9 protein-coding genes and 2 rRNA genes (1 of these 11 running past the window's edge) are annotated in these 16,755 nt (G+C 66.1%); 4 read left to right on the forward strand and 7 right to left on the reverse strand.

Annotated features, from left to right (window positions below):
* Both DFW101_RS17235 and rrf read left to right on the forward strand, forming a co-directional pair.
* Nucleotides 1-1,432, forward strand: a 23S ribosomal RNA gene (locus DFW101_RS17235) (it extends 1,493 nt beyond the left edge of the window).
* A gap of 45 nt (nucleotides 1,433-1,477) precedes the next feature.
* Nucleotides 1,478-1,592: ribosomal RNA gene (gene rrf, locus DFW101_RS17240) — 5S ribosomal RNA — on the forward strand.
* A 210-nt stretch (nucleotides 1,593-1,802) separates the two neighbouring features.
* On the opposite strand, the gene purE is transcribed toward rrf, so the two are convergent.
* The 5 genes from purE to DFW101_RS17265 all read right to left on the reverse strand — a co-directional run bounded on the left by purE (nucleotide 1,803) and on the right by DFW101_RS17265 (nucleotide 11,378).
* A complete protein-coding gene (gene purE, locus DFW101_RS17245; protein WP_009181599.1) occupies nucleotides 1,803-2,297 on the reverse strand; it encodes a 5-(carboxyamino)imidazole ribonucleotide mutase in 495 nt (164 codons plus the stop codon).
* Nucleotides 2,297-3,577, reverse strand: a complete 1,281-nt coding sequence (purD, locus tag DFW101_RS17250) for a phosphoribosylamine--glycine ligase (RefSeq protein WP_009182793.1) — start codon at nucleotides 3,575-3,577, stop codon at nucleotides 2,297-2,299. Before purD ends, purE begins: the two co-directional genes overlap by 1 nt.
* A gap of 195 nt (nucleotides 3,578-3,772) precedes the next feature.
* Nucleotides 3,773-6,109, reverse strand: coding sequence for a methyl-accepting chemotaxis protein (locus tag DFW101_RS17255; RefSeq protein WP_009182794.1), 2,337 nt, complete (start codon nucleotides 6,107-6,109; stop codon nucleotides 3,773-3,775).
* 328 nt (nucleotides 6,110-6,437) lie between these two features.
* The gene (locus DFW101_RS17260) at nucleotides 6,438-8,759 is read right to left on the reverse strand and encodes a methyl-accepting chemotaxis protein (RefSeq protein WP_009182795.1); all 2,322 of its coding nucleotides are present in this window, start codon (nucleotides 8,757-8,759) and stop codon (nucleotides 6,438-6,440) included.
* Between the two features lie 285 nt (nucleotides 8,760-9,044).
* Nucleotides 9,045-11,378 carry a methyl-accepting chemotaxis protein gene (locus DFW101_RS17265; protein WP_009182796.1) on the reverse strand — a complete coding sequence of 778 codons (2,334 nt, stop codon included), beginning with the start codon at nucleotides 11,376-11,378 and terminating at the stop codon, nucleotides 9,045-9,047.
* A 618-nt stretch (nucleotides 11,379-11,996) separates the two neighbouring features.
* On the opposite strand from DFW101_RS17265, the gene DFW101_RS17270 reads away from it, so the two are divergent.
* Nucleotides 11,997-12,191, forward strand: a complete 195-nt coding sequence (locus tag DFW101_RS17270) for a hypothetical protein (RefSeq protein WP_009182797.1) — start codon at nucleotides 11,997-11,999, stop codon at nucleotides 12,189-12,191.
* Nucleotides 12,192-12,332: 141 nt separating this feature from the next.
* Here DFW101_RS17270 and uvrA read toward each other — a convergent pair whose 3' ends face one another.
* Nucleotides 12,333-15,125 (reverse strand): excinuclease ABC subunit UvrA, encoded by a 2,793-nt coding sequence (gene uvrA / locus DFW101_RS17275; RefSeq protein ID WP_009182798.1) that lies wholly within the window; start codon nucleotides 15,123-15,125, stop codon nucleotides 12,333-12,335.
* 239 nt (nucleotides 15,126-15,364) lie between these two features.
* On the opposite strand from uvrA, the gene DFW101_RS17280 reads away from it, so the two are divergent.
* On the forward strand, nucleotides 15,365-16,420 hold the full coding sequence (locus tag DFW101_RS17280; protein ID WP_009182799.1) for a hypothetical protein: 1,056 nt from the start codon (nucleotides 15,365-15,367) through the stop codon (nucleotides 16,418-16,420).
* A gap of 49 nt (nucleotides 16,421-16,469) precedes the next feature.
* Here the strand turns inward: DFW101_RS17280 and DFW101_RS17285 are convergent, their stop codons facing one another.
* Nucleotides 16,470-16,649 (reverse strand): hypothetical protein, encoded by a 180-nt coding sequence (locus DFW101_RS17285; RefSeq protein ID WP_009182800.1) that lies wholly within the window; start codon nucleotides 16,647-16,649, stop codon nucleotides 16,470-16,472.
* Nucleotides 16,650-16,755: the final 106 nt, after the last annotated feature.

The following is a 16,755-nucleotide window of genomic DNA, read 5'->3' on the forward strand; positions in this document are numbered from 1 at the left end:
CTGTTGGACGTGCCGGTACAAGCGTGTAGGCTTGAGGAGTAGGCAAATCCGCTCCTCTGGACGGCCGAGACGTGATGTCGTGTCAATCGACTGAAGTGACTAATCCCATGCTGCCGAGAAAAGCTTCTAAGTTTAGCACGAGCAGACCGTACCGCAAACCAACTCAGGTGGGCGGGGAGAGTATCCCAAGGCGCTTGAGAGAACTCTGGTTAAGGAACTCGGCAAAATGACCCCGTAACTTCGGGATAAGGGGTGCCCCCTAGAGTGAAGCACTTGCTGCGTAAGCTTCGGGGGGTCGCAGTGAAACGGTGGTGGCGACTGTTTACTAAAAACACAGGTCTGTGCGAAGTCGTAAGACGACGTATACGGACTGACGCCTGCCCGGTGCCGGAAGGTTAAGGGGTGGGGTTAGCGCAAGCGAAGCTCTAAACCGAAGCCCCGGTAAACGGCGGCCGTAACTATAACGGTCCTAAGGTAGCGAAATTCCTTGTCGGGTAAGTTCCGACCTGCACGAATGGCGTAACGATCTCCACGCTGTCTCAACCAGAGACTCAGTGAAATTGATGTGGCGGTGAAAATGCCGTCTACCCGCGGAAAGACGGAAAGACCCTGTGCACCTTTACTATAGCTTGACATTGGAGCTTGGACAATCGTGTGTAGGATAGGTGGGAGACTGTGAAACCGGCGCGCCAGCGTCGGCGGAGTCAACCTTGAAATACCACCCTCGGTTGTTTAAGCTTCTAACCTGATGCCGTCATCCGGCTCGGGGACATTGTCTGGTGGGTAGTTTGACTGGGGCGGTCGCCTCCCAAAAAGTAACGGAGGCATGCAAAGGTTCCCTCAGGCTGATTGGAAACCAGCCGTCGAGTGCAAAGGCATAAGGGAGCTTGACTGTGAGAGAGACATCTCGATCAGGCACGAAAGTGGGCCTTAGTGATCCGGTGGTCCCGCATGGAAGGGCCATCGCTCAATGGATAAAAGGTACGCCGGGGATAACAGGCTGATCGCATCCAAGAGTTCACATCGACGATGCGGTTTGGCACCTCGATGTCGGCTCATCACATCCTGGGGCTGGAGCAGGTCCCAAGGGTTCGGCTGTTCGCCGATTAAAGTGGTACGCGAGCTGGGTTTAAAACGTCGTGAGACAGTTTGGTCCCTATCTTCCGTGGGCGTTGGAGAATTGAGAGGGGTTGTCCCTAGTACGAGAGGACCGGGATGAACGAACCTCTGGTGTTCCTGTTGTCACGCCAGTGGCATCGCAGGGTAGCCACGTTCGGAAAGGATAACCGCTGAAAGCATCTAAGCGGGAAGCCTGCCTCAAGACGAGTTCTCCCTGAAGGACCCGGGTAGACTACCCGGTTGATAGGCCGGATGTGCAAGAGCAGTAATGTTCTCAGCAAACCGGTACTAATAGTCCGTTCGACTTGATTTTTGCCAAACAACGAATCCCATCCCTTATTTTAACTTATATATTTGTCCTGGTGGTCACAGAGGAGGGGGTACACCCGAACCCATTCCGAACTCGGAAGTTAAGCCCTCCATCGCCGATGATACTGCGTACTCTTGCGTGGGAAAGTAGGTCGCCGCCAGGGCTCTTTTCAAAACCCGAAGGCCCGTCTGCAAAAACAGACGGGCCTTCGGGTTTTTTTATGCCCAAAATTCAAACAGAAAGATCCCCACAACGTCCATAAAAAAGTCCCCGCCGAAGCGGGGACTTTTTGCAGCGTGGTTCCGGACGCGACGTCCGATTTCTTCCCGTGCGGCGGCAGGATGGCTGCCTGCGCGGCAGCTCCATCCTTCGCTTATGACTGGCCGAGCTTGGAAGCGGCGGTTTCCACGTCCCGGACAAAGCCTTCGCGGGAGGCCCGGATGCGGGTGGCCAGTTCGGGGTCGGCCAGGGCCAGGATGGAGGCCGCCAGCCAGGCGGCGTTTTTGGCCCCGGTCACGTCCAGGGCCACGGTCGCGACCGGGTAGCCCGGCGGCATCTGCACCGTGGCCAACATGGCGTCCAGGCCGCCAAGGGCCGAACCCGAGGTGGAAAGGGGCACGCCGATGACGGGCTTGAGGGTCCGGGCCGACACGGCTCCGGCCAGGTGGGCGGCCAGGCCGGCGGCGCAGATGAAGACCTGGCAGCCGGCATCCTCGCACTCCCGGATGAGACGTTCGGTCCGCTCGGGGGTGCGGTGGGCCGAGGTCACGGTGAAGAGGTGGTCGATGCCAAGCGAGGTCAGGACCTTGGAAGCGGGCCGCATCTTCTCCTCGTCGGAGATGGAACCGATGAAAATCGCTACGCGCATTATTTTTCCTCCCGCAGGATGCCTTTTTGTCCGATGTCACGACGGTAAAACGCGCCCTTGAAGCCGACTTTGGCGCAGGCCGCATAGGCCGCCGCCTGGGCCGCGGCCAGATCGCTCCCTCGGGCCGTGACGCCGAGCACCCGGCCCCCGGCCGTGACGAGCCGGTCGCCGTCGAGGCGCGTGCCGGCCTGGAAGACCTTGACGGCGGGGTCGGCCTCGGCCGCCGCGATGCCGGTGATGGCCATGCCCTTGGGATAGTCGCCGGGATAGCCCGGGGCGGCCATGACCACGCACAGCGCGCTGTCGGTGGACCAGCGGACCAGATCCGGGGTCAGGCTGCCGCCCCGGCAGGCCATGAAAATGGCCGGCAGGTCGCTTTCCAGGCGAAAAAGCAGCGGCTGGCACTCCGGGTCGCCGAAACGGACGTTGTATTCGAGGACCTTGGGGCCGGCGGCGGTCATCATGAGGCCGGCGTAGAGGATGCCGGTGAAGGGGTGGCCGCGCTTTTCCATTTCCCGCAGGATGGGGTGGATAACCAGATCCATGGTGGCGGCGTAGCGGTCCGGCGGCAGGACCGGGGCCGGGCAGTAGGCGCCCATGCCGCCGGTGTTGGGGCCGGTGTCGCCGTCGAAGACGGCCTTGTGGTCCTGGCAGGCGGTCATGGGCACGGCGTTTTTGCCGTCGCAAAAGGCCAGGAACGAGGCCTCCTCGCCGACGAGGGCCTCTTCGACCACCACGGTGGCTCCAGCCTGGCCGAAGGCGCCTTTGACCATGGCCTCGTCAATGGCGGCCAGGGCCTCGTCCGTGGTCAGGGCCACGGTGACGCCCTTGCCGGCGGCCAGGCCGTCGGCCTTGACCACGAGGGGGGCTCCGATTTTCTCGACGTAGGCCCGGGCGGCCCGGGCGTCGGTGAAGGTCTCGTAGGCCGCGGTCGGCACGCCGGCGGCGGCCATGACTTCTTTGGCAAAGGCCTTGCTGCCCTCGAGGCCCGAAGCGTAGGCGTCCGGGCCGAAACAGGCGATGCCGGCCGATTCCACAGCATCGCGAAGGCCGGCCACAAGCGGCGCTTCCGGACCGGCGACCACGAGGTCGATGCCCCGGTCCTTGGCCAGGGCCACAAGCCCGGGCACGTCCGTGTCGGATACGGCGACGTTTTCGCCGATGCCGGCCGTGCCGCCGTTGCCCGGGGCGGCCAGGATGGCTGAAACGTCCGGGCTTTTGACAAGGGTATGGGCCAGGGCGTGTTCCCGGCCCCCCGAGCCGACCACCAGTATGCGCATGCGCGTCTCCTCTGAAAATGAAAAGAAGGGAAGATGCCTCCGGCGGCCGGGGGGCATCATGCCCCCCGGACCCCCTGGATGGGGGAGACGCGGGTCTTGCCGGAAGGAAGTTGCAGTGGGAAAAATAGCCGGAAATCGGGGGAAAGGCAAACCGGTCCGGGAGGGGGGGGAAGGCTTCCCGGACCGGGGACGGGATCAGGACAGGGCTTTGACCGCGCCGGCTCCGGAGCCGAGTTCGGCGATCAGCCTGTTGAGTTCCTGGGCTTGACTGGCCACGTCCGACACGGCCTGGGCCGACTGGTTCATGGCCTGGGCCGTTTCCGCGGCAATGGTGCTGATCGAGTCCACGGCCCGGTTGATCTCGTCGGAGGTGGCGGACTGTTCGTCGGCCGCCGTGGCGATGGAGCGGATCTGGTCCTCGGCCGCCTCGACCTCGGCCACGATGGCGGCCAGGGCCGCGCCCGACTTCTCGGCCAGGGCCGAGGCCTCGCCGACCCGGTCCACGGCCCGGCCGACGCGCGAGACGGCGTCGGCCGTGCCCTGCTGGATGCCGCCGATGGCCTGGCCCACTTCGTGGGTGGCGTGCATGGTCTTTTCGGCCAGCTTGCGCACTTCGTCGGCCACCACGGCGAAGCCCCGGCCGGCGTCCCCGGCCCGGGCGGCCTCGATGGCGGCATTGAGGGCCAGGAGATTGGTCTGGTCCGCGATGTCGGAGATGACGTCGAGGATGGCGCCGATGCCCCGGGCCTGCTCGCCGAGTTGCCGCATGTCGCCGGTCAGGACCTCGGCCTCGTCCCGGACCGCCAGCACGGCGGCCGTCACGTCCTCGACCAGGCCCGCGCCTTGCCGGGCCTTGTCCCGGGCCTCGCCGGCGCGCCGGGCCGTTTCCGAGGCGTTCTTGGCCACCTCGAGAATGGTGGCGTTCATCTCTTCCACGGCCGTGGCCGTCTCCTGGACGCGGCCGTTTTGCTCCTCGGCCCCGAGGCTGGCCTGTTCGATCTGGGCCGAAAGCTCCTCCGAGGCCGAGGCCACGCGGTCGGCCACGGCCGAGGCCTTGGCGGCCGTTTCCGCGATGACCACGTTTTGCCCCTCGATGCAGGTTTTCTGGTCATGGATCTGGGTCAGGTCCGTCCAGAAGGAAATGGAGCCGAGGAGCTTGCCGTCGAGGTCGTAGAAGGGCGTGGTGTTGACGGCGATGTGCAGCCGGGTGCCGGAGGGCGTCACGTAGTCGGTTTCGACGGCCAGGGGCCGGCCTTCCTTGATGGCCCGGTCGGACAGGGTCTCGCGGTTGGGGTCGTCGAAATAGAAGGCTCCGGAGCGGACGCCCTTGTAGGTCTCGGGCGGGGCCGTCTTTTCGAGCAGTTGGCAGACCTGCCGGTTGGCCCAGAGCATGGCGAAATCCGGGCCGACGATGCCGCAGGGCGTGGGAATGCCGTTTAACACCCCCTGGGCGAAGCCGAGCCTGGTTTTGAGCTCGCCGACCATGTGCCGCAGGTGGTCGGCGAAGACAGCCAGTTCCGCCCGAAACGATCCGTCCAGGCTGGCGGCCATGTCGCCCGAGGCCACCTGCCGGGTAAAGGCGCTCATGGCCAGGAGCGGACGGAGCACCAGCCGGTTGTTCAGGAGCGTGATGACGGCCACCACCGCCGCGGCCACGGCCAAGCCGATCAGCAGAAGCACGGTGCGCTGGTCCCTGGCCAGGGTCGTCATCTCGTCGGTGTAAAAGGACATGCACACCAGCCAGCCCGTGGACGGAATCCGGGCCACGGCCATGACCTTGCGCTCCCCTTTCCAGTCGTAGTCAAAGATGCCCTGGCCGGTCCGCAGGGCCTGCCGGATGAAGTCTTCCTTGGACACGTCCTCAAGGAGGAGCTTTTTGTCCGTGGCATGGGCGATGACCCGGCCGGTGGCGTCGAGCATGAAGCCGTAGCCGCGCTGGCCGAACCGGATCGGATCGATGGTCGCGGCCGTGAATTCGTTTAGGAGCGGCGAGGCGACCACCCCGCCGATGACCTGGCCGTCCGGTCCGCGCACGGCCTTGGCCACGACATAGATGAGGGCCTCGCCGCTGGTGGCCTTCATGGCGCTCTTGCTGAAAACCAGATCCCGGCCGCCAAGCACGGCCTGGGTATAATCCCGATCCAGCCGTTCGCCGCCGGTCAGGTCCTTGCCGTCGGCATTGGCGCCGGCCAGGATCCTGCCTTTGGCGTCGAAAACGAAAAAGGAGAAATAGTCCTTGAATCCCTTGACGTAATTGCACAACCGTTCCTGGGCCCGGGCCGGCGAGCCGGTAAAGGCCTCGCGGATCGCGTCCTGGGAGGCCAGGGATTCGACCACCGAGGCGGAAGTGTGCAGATAGACTTCCGCCGTCCTGGCGGTGAGGTTGGCCGCCTCGGACAGGGAGTGGCCCTGCAGGTCCTCGGCCATGGTCATGGACGAGCGGGAGGCGTAGAGGACCAGGGCGGCGATGCCGGCCAGGACGGACAGGGTGACGGACACGGCCAGGATGGCGTTGATGCCGGCTTTGCGCATGGAAGGCTCCTTCGATGGAAATGTCCGTCGAAACGGAAAGGCGGGACCGGAGCATGCGGCCCCGGCCGTCCCGCCGTGCGGCTGACGCCTCCCGCCAAGGGGAGCGTTCGGACATGGCACCGCCTGGCATGACAGCCATCCTCGGGTCCGGAGGGGAAAAATACCGGAGGGCGCGGCGGCACGGCGTGGCAAGGCACGACGCCCGTGGCCGGGGGGAGGATATCTGGTCGGGCCGGGGTCACGACGGACAATGGCCGGGATGCATACCGGCAAAATGGGAAATAGGCAAGAAACGATACAGGCTCGGCCGGGTCGGGGCGGACCTGTTTTACGGTGTGTCGGTATTGCGCAGGCCGTCGATGAGGCCGTTTAAGTGCTGGGCCAGCCCGGACAGCTCGGTGACGGCCTGGGCCGACTGGGCCATGGCGTCGGCGGTTTCCGAGGCGATGCGGCTGATGGCCTCCACGGCCCGGTTGATCTCCTCGGAGGTGGCGGACTGCTGTTCGGCGGCCGTGGCAATGGCCCGGACCTGATCCCCGGCGATCTCGACCACGGACACGATTTCGGAGAGGGCCGTGCCCGACCGTTCGGCCAGCCTGGTCGCCTGGTCCACGGCCGCAGCCGCCTGGTCCACCATGCGCTCGGTGTCGGTGGTCCCCTGGCGCACCGCGGCAATGGCCTCGCCCACATCCTTGGTGGCGGTGAGCGTCTTTTCCGCGAGCTTTCTGACCTCGTCGGCCACCACGGCGAAGCCGCGTCCGGCCTCGCCGGCCCGGGCGGCCTCAATGGCGGCATTTAAGGCCAGCAGGTTGGTCTGGTCCGCGATGTCGGAGATGACGCCAAGGACCGCGCCGATGCCGTGGGTCTTCTCCCCGAGTTCGCGCATGTTGTCCTTGAGCCGCGTGGCCGCGTCGCGGACCGCGCCCACGGCCGCCACCACTTCCGTGACCATGCCCGCGCCCTCGCGGGCCTTCTGCCGGGCCGTTTCCGCGCCCCTGGCCGTTTCGGCGGCGTTTCTGGCCACCTCCAGGATGGTGGCGTTCATCTCCTCCACGGCCGTGACCGTTTCCTGGACCCGGCCGTTTTGCTCCTGGGCGCCGTCATTCGCCTCGTCGATCTGGGCGGAGAGTTCCTCGGCCCCCTGGGCCATGCGGTCGGCCACCTGGGTGGCCTCGGACGCAGTCTGGCCGATGGCCGCGTTCTGGGCCTCGATGCGGTTTTTCTGGGCCACGAGCCCGGTCAGGTCGTTCCAGAAGACCAGGCAGCCGAGGAGTTCGCCGTCCATGTCGTAAAAGGGCGTGGTGTCCACGTGCAGGTGGAGCGTTTTGCCGTCGCGGGTGGAAAAGTCGATGTCCAGGGACAGGCTGCGCCGTTCGGTGATGGTCTTGCGCGACAGGGTTTCGCGGGCCGGATCGCCGTAGAAGAGCTGGCCCGTGTTCTGGCCCTTGGCTGATTCGACGGTGGCGGGCAGGCCGAGCAGGTCGATGACCTGCTGGTTGATCCACAGGATGCGGCTGTCCGGGCCGACCACGGCGCAGGGGGCCGGGATGCCGGCCAGCACGCCCTGGGAAAAACCGAGCCGGCTTTTGAGCTCCGCCACCATGCGGCGCAGGTTGGCGGCCAGGGTGCCGAGTTCGAAACGGAAGACGCCCGGCAGCGAAGCCTGCAAATCCCCGGCCGTGATCGCTTCGGTGAAGCGTTCCACGGCGGCGAGCGGCCGCAGCACCAGGGACCGGTTGGCCAGGGTGATGACCGATACCACCGCGGCCAGCACCAGCCCCCCGATGCCGAGCAGCATGGTGCGCTGGCCGGTGGCCATGGCCGTCATCTCGGATTCGTAGGCCGTCATGCAGACCAGCCAGCCCGTGGTCGCCACCGGGGCCACGGCCAGCAGCTTGCGCTCGCCCTTCCAGTCGTAGGCGATGAGGCCTTCTTTCCGGGCCAGGGCCTGTTTGACGAAATCCTGATCGGCCACGTTTTTAAGGAGCATCTCCTTGTCCACGGCATGGGCGATGACCGTGCCCGAGGCGTCGAGCATGAATCCGTAGCCCCGTTCGCCAAAGCGCAGGGGATCGATGAAGCTCTTGGTGAAGACGTTCCACTTGGGGCACACGGCCACGCCGCCAAGGAGCCGGCCGTCCGGACCACGCACGGCCTTGGCCACCACGAAAATGAGGGTGTCGCCGCTTCGGGCGCTCAATATCTGGTCCGTGAACACCAGATCCTGGCCGGCCAGGACATCTTTTACATAACTGCGGTCGGCCCGGCTGCCGCCGGCCATGTCTTCCATGTTGGCGTTGTACCCGGCCACGACCCGGCCGGTCGTGTCAAAGGCGAAGATGGCCCAGTACTGCCGGTAGCTCTCGATGGAGTTGCGAAACCGGGCCCTGGCCCGGTCCACGTCGCCGGTGAGGCCGGCCACCACCGCTTCCTGGCCGGCCAGGGCCCGGGCCACGTCGGCCGCGTCGGCCAGATAGAGGTCGAGGGTGCGGCTCGAAGAGGCGGCCAGCTGGGCCAGCGAGGCCTCCTGGAGCCGGGAGGTGATGGTGAACGAGGAACTGGAGACATAGAGGACGAGGACCGTTACCCCGGCCAGGACCGAGCCGGCCACAAGCGCGGTGAGGAGCGTGTTGCTGCTGGCCTTTGGCATGGGAACCTCCGAACGCCGGCTGGGAGGCCTGGGGCTGCCGCAGGCCAAACGAGGGCCATGGCGCGTGTGGCGGCGTTCCTGCCCGTATTTTTAGAGAAGCGGTCCGATTTTACCGGACAATCACGAATTGTGGCAACCAAAAAAGCGCGGGCACGACAAAAGACCGGCCCGGGCTTGGAGCCGGGCCGGGCACGAGAGGGGGCTTGGCCGCGAAATCCGCTTTCCGGATGCCGCGGCCCGGACTGGCAGAGGGTGGCGGGCGGAGGGAATGGGCCGCCGGCCTTTTCAGGCGGAAAGGGCCTCCTGCCCGCCGTTTGCCCGGATTTCGGCCACCAGGGCGGAAAGGCTCTGGGCCTGGGACGCCAGTTCGGCGACGGCCTGGGCCGACTGGGCCATGGCGTCGGCGGTTTCCGAGGCGATGCGGCTGATGGCCTCCACGGCCCGGTTGATCTCCTCGGAGGTGGCGGACTGCTGTTCGGCGGCCGTGGCGATGGCCCGGACCTGGTCTCCGGCGATCTCGACCACGGACACGATCTCGGAGAGGGCCGCGCCCGACCGTTCGGCCAGCGTGGTCGCCTGGTCCACGGCCGCGGCCGCCCGGTCCACCATGCGCTCGGTGTCGGTGGTCCCCTGCTGGATGCCGGCAATGGCCTCGCCCACTTCCTTGGTGGCGTGCATGGTTTTTTCGGCCAGCTTTCGCACCTCGTCGGCCACCACGGCGAAACCGCGTCCGGCCTCCCCGGCCCGGGCGGCCTCGATGGCGGCATTTAAGGCCAGCAGGTTGGTCTGGTCCGCGATGTCGGAAATGACGCCGAGGACCGCGCCGATGCCGTGGGCCTGCTGGCCAAGTCCCCGCATCTTGTCCTTGAGGGCTGCGGCGGCGTCGCGCACCGTGCCCACGGCCGCCACCACTTCCGTGACCATGTCCGCGCCCTCGCGGGCCTTTTGCCGGGCCGCTTCGGCCCCGGTCGCGGTGTCGCCGGCGTTTCGAGCCACCTCCAGGATGGTGGCGTTCATCTCCTCCACGGCCGTGACCGTTTCCTGGACCCGGCCGTTTTGCTCCTGGGCGCCGTTATTCGCCTGTTCGATCTGGGCCGAGAGCTGCTGCGAGGCCGAGGCCATGCGGTCCGAGGTCAGGGAGGCCTTGTCTGCGGTTTCGGCCATGAGCGCGTTCTGGGCGGCGATGCGGGCCTGCTGCGCGTGGATTTCGGTCTGGTCGGTCCAAAACGAGATGGAGCCGAGCAGTGTGCCGTCCATGTCGAAAAACGGCGTGCTGATGACGCTGATGTAGAGCGTCTTGCCCGAGGGGGTGACGTATTCGTTTTGCATGGTCAAGGCCTGTGTTTCCCGCAGTGCCCGGTCCGAGCAGGTCTCGCGCGAGGCGTCGCCGAGGTAGAAGAGCCCGGATTTCTGGCCCTTGAAGGTCTCGGGCGGGGCGGTCTTCTCAAGCAGGTCGCAGATGTGCCGGTTGGCCCAGAGCATGGTGCAGTCCGGGGCCACGATGCCGCAGGGGGTGGGAATGCCGTTCATGACCCCTTCGGCGAAGCCGAGCTTGGTCTTGAGTTCTCCGACCATGCGTTCGAGGTTTTTGGCCAGCCCGGCCAGCTCGAAGCGGAACCGGCCCGACAGCCGGGCGCCGAGGTCGCCGCCGGCGACCTTTTCGGTGAACTGGCGGATGGCCGCCAGCGGGGCGAGAACCATGACCCGATTGAAGATGGTGATCAGGACCGCCACGGCCACGAGCACGAACAGGCCGACGCCGATCAGGATGTTGCGCTGTCCGGCGGCCAAGCCTGACATGTCCGCCTCGGCGGCGGTCATGCAGACCAGCCAGCCCACGGCGGGCACTTCGGCCACGGCCATGTATTTCTGTTCGCCCTTGTAGGTGTAGGTCACGAGGCCGTTTTTGGTCTGCAGGGCCTTGTCCGAGATGGTCCGGTCGGCCGGGGTCGACAGGAGCAGGCTCTTGTCCAGGGGATGGGCCAGAATCATCCCCTCGGAGTCGATCATGAATCCGTAGCCGGCCTGGCCGAACCGGATCGGGTCGATGAATTTCTTGGTGAAGTTGTTCCAGGCCGGGCAGACGATCACGACGCCGCGCGTCTTGCCGGCGGCATCGCGCACGGCATGGGCCGCTACGAAAATAAGATCGCCGGTGCTTTTGCTCTTGAGCACCTTTTTGTCCAAGTAGGACTCCTGTCCTCCCATGATGGCCTTGAAGTAGTCGCGGTCGGCGTAGCTGGTGGGCTGGATTTGCCCGGACTTGGTGGTTCCGGCCACGGACTTTCCGTCTGGCCCGATGATCACGGCCGACTGCAGGATGCTCGATTTGGCGACATAGGAAGTGAGCATGCTCTGCGCATGTTCGGGCGTGCCGCCGAGGGCCTGGAGGACCACGGGGAGGTTGGCCAGGTTCTCGACCTCGTCCCGGGCGTTTTCGATATAAAGGTCCAGGATGCTGACCGTGCTTTTCGCGGTCTGTTGCAGGGCGGATTCCTGCAGGCTGGTCGTGATGTCGTGGGTTGACATTGCGGTGTAGACGATGATGGCCGCGATGCCGATAAACAGTGAAACAACGACGGCGAGCGTCAATACCGAGTTGAGGCCGATCCGGCGCATGGGGTTTCTCCTTTTTCGAAAGAAATGGTCATGCTGTCTTTGTCTGTGCAGGCGAAAGGACGCCGTATTTTCAAGCGTTGAGATGGAAAAATAATGGCACATCCCCATGTTGAGGATATTAAAATGTTTCTCTATACTTTATTTTCAATATGACGGAGCGCGGTCAAGCCTCAGACCACAGGTTCCGAAAGAGGATTGCATCCGACTTTAGTGGCAAGGGCCAGGGTTTGTCCAGTGGACAACGGAGAAAGAAACGTCTGCCCCTCGCTGTTTGGACCCGGGACGAGGCGGACAGCGTTGCCGTTTTCGCGCAACGCATAAGGGCAGGACAGGGAAGGGCGGAAGAGTTTTTTGTGAAAAAAATGGCGACTCGTGTGGCCTTCTGTAAAAAACAGGATCCTCTTCTTTACAGAAAAATAATGATTCAGAGTGTTGGTCTCGAAATTCGTAGGCACGAATGGGGAGAACGCGACACCGGCAAGGGCGGGAGGGCAAGGCGAAGCGGGGCCGCGCGCCGGAGCGGCGGAAGGGGCGCGGGGCTGTACAAGGGGGGGAGAGACGGCGTATCAGGAAGATAGCCGTGGTCCCCTCCCGTGGAGCACGGCATGGGAGGCCCCCATGAGCAACGGCGTTTTCCTGCTCCTCCTCATCGTCTTCGGCTTCGTCATCCTGGCCTACTTCAACCGGCGGGCCAAGAACTATACGGAGCGCCACGCGGCGCGCAAAGGCGCCCCGTCCAAGGACGGCGCCGGCAAGGACAACCCCATCGACTACTGGCTGACCGGCAGGCGGGACAAGGACGACGACCTGTAAGGGGGCCGCCCCGGCGCGGGATGCGGCAGGCGGCCGTCGTCCTCCGTCCCGCCCGGCCACGATGGTGGCCGGGCCAGGGCAGCCCGACGGCTGAGGGAAGGGGGTCTTGCCGCCCCGCGTTGCGGAGGTAAGGGTCGGAGCTTACGAGGCGGCGCTTTTGAGGCCGGCCGGGCGGGAGAGGTCCAGGAATTTCCCCGTGACCGAGTCGGGGTTGGCGACCAGTTCCTCGGGCGTGCCCTGGGCCACGATGCGGCCGCCGGCCTCGCCGCCGCCCGGGCCGAGGTCAATCACGTAGTCCGAGGCGGCCACCACGTCGGTGTTGTGCTCGATGACCAGCACGCTCGCCCCCTTGTCCACCAGCCGGTGGAGCACGGTGATGAGCTTGCCCACCTCCTGCATGTGCAGGCCCGTGGTCGGCTCGTCCAGGATGTAGAGGGCCCCCGGCAGGCTGCGCTTGCCGAGTTCGCGCGAGATCTTGATGCGCTGGGCCTCGCCGCCGGACAGGGTCGTGGCCGGCTGGCCCAGGTGCAGGTAGTCGAGCCCCACTTCCTCCAGCACGGACAGCCGCCGGTCGAGGACCGGGTAGTTCTCGAAAAAGCCCCGGGCCTGTTTCACGGTCAGGTCCAGGACCTCGGCGATGCTCAGGCCCTTGTACCGGACGTCCAGGGTCTCGCGGTTGTACCGCAGGCCGCCGCAGACTTCGCAGGTGACGTAGATGTCCGGCAAAAAGTGCATCTCCACCCGGATCTGGCCGTCGCCGCCGCAGGCCTCGCACCGGCCGCCCTTGACGTTGAAGCTGAACCGGCCGGGTTTGAACCCCCGGCGCTTGGCGTCGGGAGTGGTGGAAAAGATCTCGCGGATCTCGTCGAAGACCTTGGTGTAGGTGGCCGGGTTGGAGCGCGGGGTGCGGCCGATGGGCGTCTGGTCGATGCTGACGATCTTCTCGATGCGCTCCGCCCCCTCGATGCCGGCGATCATGCCCGGCGCGTCCACCTTGATGCCCTTGGCCAGGGCCAGGTGCTTGTAAAGCGAATCCATGACCAGCGAACTCTTGCCCGAGCCCGACACGCCGGTGACGCAGACCAGGCAGCCGAGCGGAATCTCGGCGTCGATGCCTTTCAGGTTGTTGGTGGTGACGCCGCGAAGGGCCAACAGCCCGTTGCCCGGCCGGCGGGTCTCCGGGCGCGGGGAAATGGCCTCGCCGCGAAGGTACATGCCGGTCAGGGACTGGGGCGAGGCCAGCATGCCGGCGACGTTTCCCTGGTAGACGATCTCGCCGCCAAGGCGGCCCGAGCCCGGCCCAAGCTCGATCACGTGGTCGGCGTGGCGGATGGTGGCCTCGTCGTGCTCGACCACGAGCACGGTGTTGCCCCGGCCTTGGAGCTGGCGCAGCGTGCCGAGGAGCCGGTCGTTGTCCCGGGGGTGGAGCCCGATCGACGGCTCGTCGAGGACATAGGTGACCCCGACCAGGCCCGAGCCGAGCTGGCCGGCCAGCCGGATGCGCTGGGCCTCGCCGCCGGACAGGGTGGCCATGTTGCGCGAGAGCGAAATGTATTCGAGGCCCACGCCCGAGAGAAACCGCAGGCGGTGGGTCAGTTCCTTCAAGAGCGGTTCGGCGATGAGCGTGTCGGACCCGGCGAAGTCCAGGCCCGTCAGCCAGGTGAGGGCCCGGTCGATGGGCATGGCGCAAAACTGGGAGATGTTCTCCCCGGCCACCCGCACGGACAGGGCTTCCGGCCGCAGCCTGGCCCCCTGGCAGGTCGGGCAGGGCCGGGACTGGCGGTAGCGGGCCAGTTCGTCGCGCCAGACCGAGCCGAAGGACTGGCCGTGCTCCAGGAGATTGACCACCCCCTCCCAGCCAAAGGCCTTGTCGCCGTAAAAAAGGGCCTGCCAGGCCGCCTCGGAAAAATCGGCCAGCCGGGTGCCGAGGGTGAAACCGTGGCGCTGGCCGAGGTCCGTAAGCCGCCTGGAATAGCGGGCCAGGGCCCGGTCGCTCTTCCAGGGCAGGATGCCGCCGGAGGACAAGGTCAGGCCCTTGTTGGGGGCGAGCAGGGCCGGCTCGAAATACTCGACCGCGCCGATGCCCGAGCAGGCCGGACAGGCGCCTTGCGGGCTGTTGAAGGAAAAAAGCTGGGGCGAGGGCTTGGGCACGCTGATCTTGCAGGTCGGGCAGGACGAGGCCGTGGAAAAAAGCCGGTCCGGGGCCTTGCCCTCGTGGTCGGCCACCACCAGCCGGCCTTCGCCCTGGTTGAGGCCGAGTTCCACGGAGTCGGACAGGCGCGAGCGGATGCCGTCCTTGACCACCAGCCGGTCGACCACCAGGTCGATGGAGTGGCGCTTGTTTTTTTCGAGCTCCGGCAAGGGTTCGAGCGGCACGATGACGCCGCCGACGCGGACCCGGGCGAAGCCCTGGCTTTTCAACTTTTTCAGACGATCGGCGTGGGTCCCTTTCTGGTGCTCGACCAGGGGGGCCAGGAGCAGGACCTTGGACCCCTCGGGATAGGCCAGGATGTCGCTTATGATCTCGTCCGCCGTGCGGGCCGTTATGGGCTCCCCGCACTTGGGGCAGTGGGGCTTGCCCAGGCGGGCGAAAAAGACCCGCAAAAAGTCGTAGATTTCCGTCACCGTGCCCACCGTGGACCGGGGGTTTCGGGTGGCGGTCTGCTGTTCGAGCGAGATGGCCGGCGAGAGGCCCTCGATCTTGTCCACCTGCGGCTTGTCCATCTGGGGCAGGAACTGGCGGGCGTAGGCGGACAGGGATTCCACGTAGCGCCGCTGGCCCTCGGCGTAGACGATGTCAAAGGCCAGGGTGGACTTGCCGGAGCCCGACGGGCCGCAGACCACCACGAGCTGGTCGCGGGGAATGTCGAGGGTCAGGTCCTTCAAGTTGTGCTGGCGCGCGCCTTCGATATGAATATGGGGAGCCTCGGTCATCCATGCCTCCAAGAGCCGTTCGCGGCAAGCACGCAACATAAGCCCGAACGAAGCAAAGGCAAGAGTGTTTGACATTGCCGGGCCCAAGCGGCATAGGGTTGACCATACTACAGCCTTTTTCCGCCGGACGGGCGGGAGGGGCGACCGGGGAACGTGGAATCCCGATGGTTAACGAGTGTTCACCTTCTACCGAATGCGCCGCGAGCCCGGCTGGCAAGTGAAGCGGCAAGGAGCGACCCATGCGTTTCGAGGTCCCGTTCGTGCCGGATACGGCTTACGCGGCTCTTTTGGCGGCCCACAGCGACGCGATCGCGGCGGTCTATTTCCGCCTGGGGCCCGATACCCCCGACGGCCGCCTGCCCGGAATCGGCGACGCCTCGCCCCAGGAGCTGGCCGAGGGCCTCGCCAACCTGCCGGGGGTGGCCCGGCTGGGTCTTTTGAACGCCGCCTTCCACGGGCCCGAGGTCCTGGCCGGGGACGGGCTTCGGGACCTGGTCCTTCTACTCGAAGGCTATCTGGCGGCCGGGGCCATCACGGGCATCGTCTACGCCGACCACTATCTGCTGACCGCCCTGTCCGACACGGCGCCGGACGTGGCCCGGGAGCTGACCGCCATCCCGAGCATCAATTTCCGGCTGGACCGGTACGAACGGCTGGCCGCCATCCTGGACGCGGTGGCCGATACCCGGTTTCGCTTCCCGGATGCCGTGATCCTCGACCGGGACCTGAACCGCGACACGAAGCGCGTCGCCGCCCTGGCCGAAGCGGCCCGGCGGACCTGGCCGGGGCTCCAGGTCGGGCTCATGGCCAACGAAGGGTGCCTGTTCGCCTGTCCCTTCAAGACGCCGCACGACGCCTACATCGCGCTCTCGCGGCTGGCCTCCTGCCCGGCCGGACCGGACATGAACCGCGACATCGGCTGCCTGCGGTCGTTTTTCAGGCATCCTGGCCGGATGCTCGCCTCGCCCTTCCTGCGGCCCGAGGACGTGGGGCAGGTGGAAGGCCTCGTGGATTTCCTGAAGATCTGCGGCCGGACCCGGCCGGCGGCCGAGTTGGCCGCCATCGTCCGGGCCTACCTGGACGGGTCGTTCGCCGGCAACCTGGCCTGGCTCCTCGATACCCAGGAGATCCTGTCCGGCCGGCTGTGGATCGGGAACAGCGAACTGCCCGAGGATTTTTTCGAGCGGACCGACGGCTGTTCGCACCGGTGCGGGGAGTGCGGCTACTGCGACGAACTGGCCGGCCGGCTGGTCCGGGAACTGGAACCCGGCCTGCCGCGTTTCGCCGCCGGCTAGCTGGCGGCGAAGACAAAAGGGCCGGGATATCCCGGCCCTTTCGGTTTTTTCAGTTGGCAGGCCCCATGGGCCCCGGCGGTCCCGGCGGATTGGCCGGTCCCGGGTGGGGCACCGGATGGGGGCCCTGGCCGACGGGCGGCGGGGGCGGCCGGTGGCGCGGCGGCGGCGGACAGCCCATGGCCGTCAGGGCAAAGGCGACAAGCGCCAGAAGGCAGAGCAGGCGTTTCATAGGACCTCCCGAAAAGGCGTGGGCGGCTTGTCCGGCCGGCTGGCCGGAGACCCGCACTCTCGCCCCTTTAGCCGGAAGTTCCGGGTTTGCCAAGGCGGGTCGGCCC

The organism is Solidesulfovibrio carbinoliphilus subsp. oakridgensis (assembly GCF_000177215.2).
GTDB lineage: Bacteria > Desulfobacterota > Desulfovibrionia > Desulfovibrionales > Desulfovibrionaceae > Solidesulfovibrio > Solidesulfovibrio carbinoliphilus.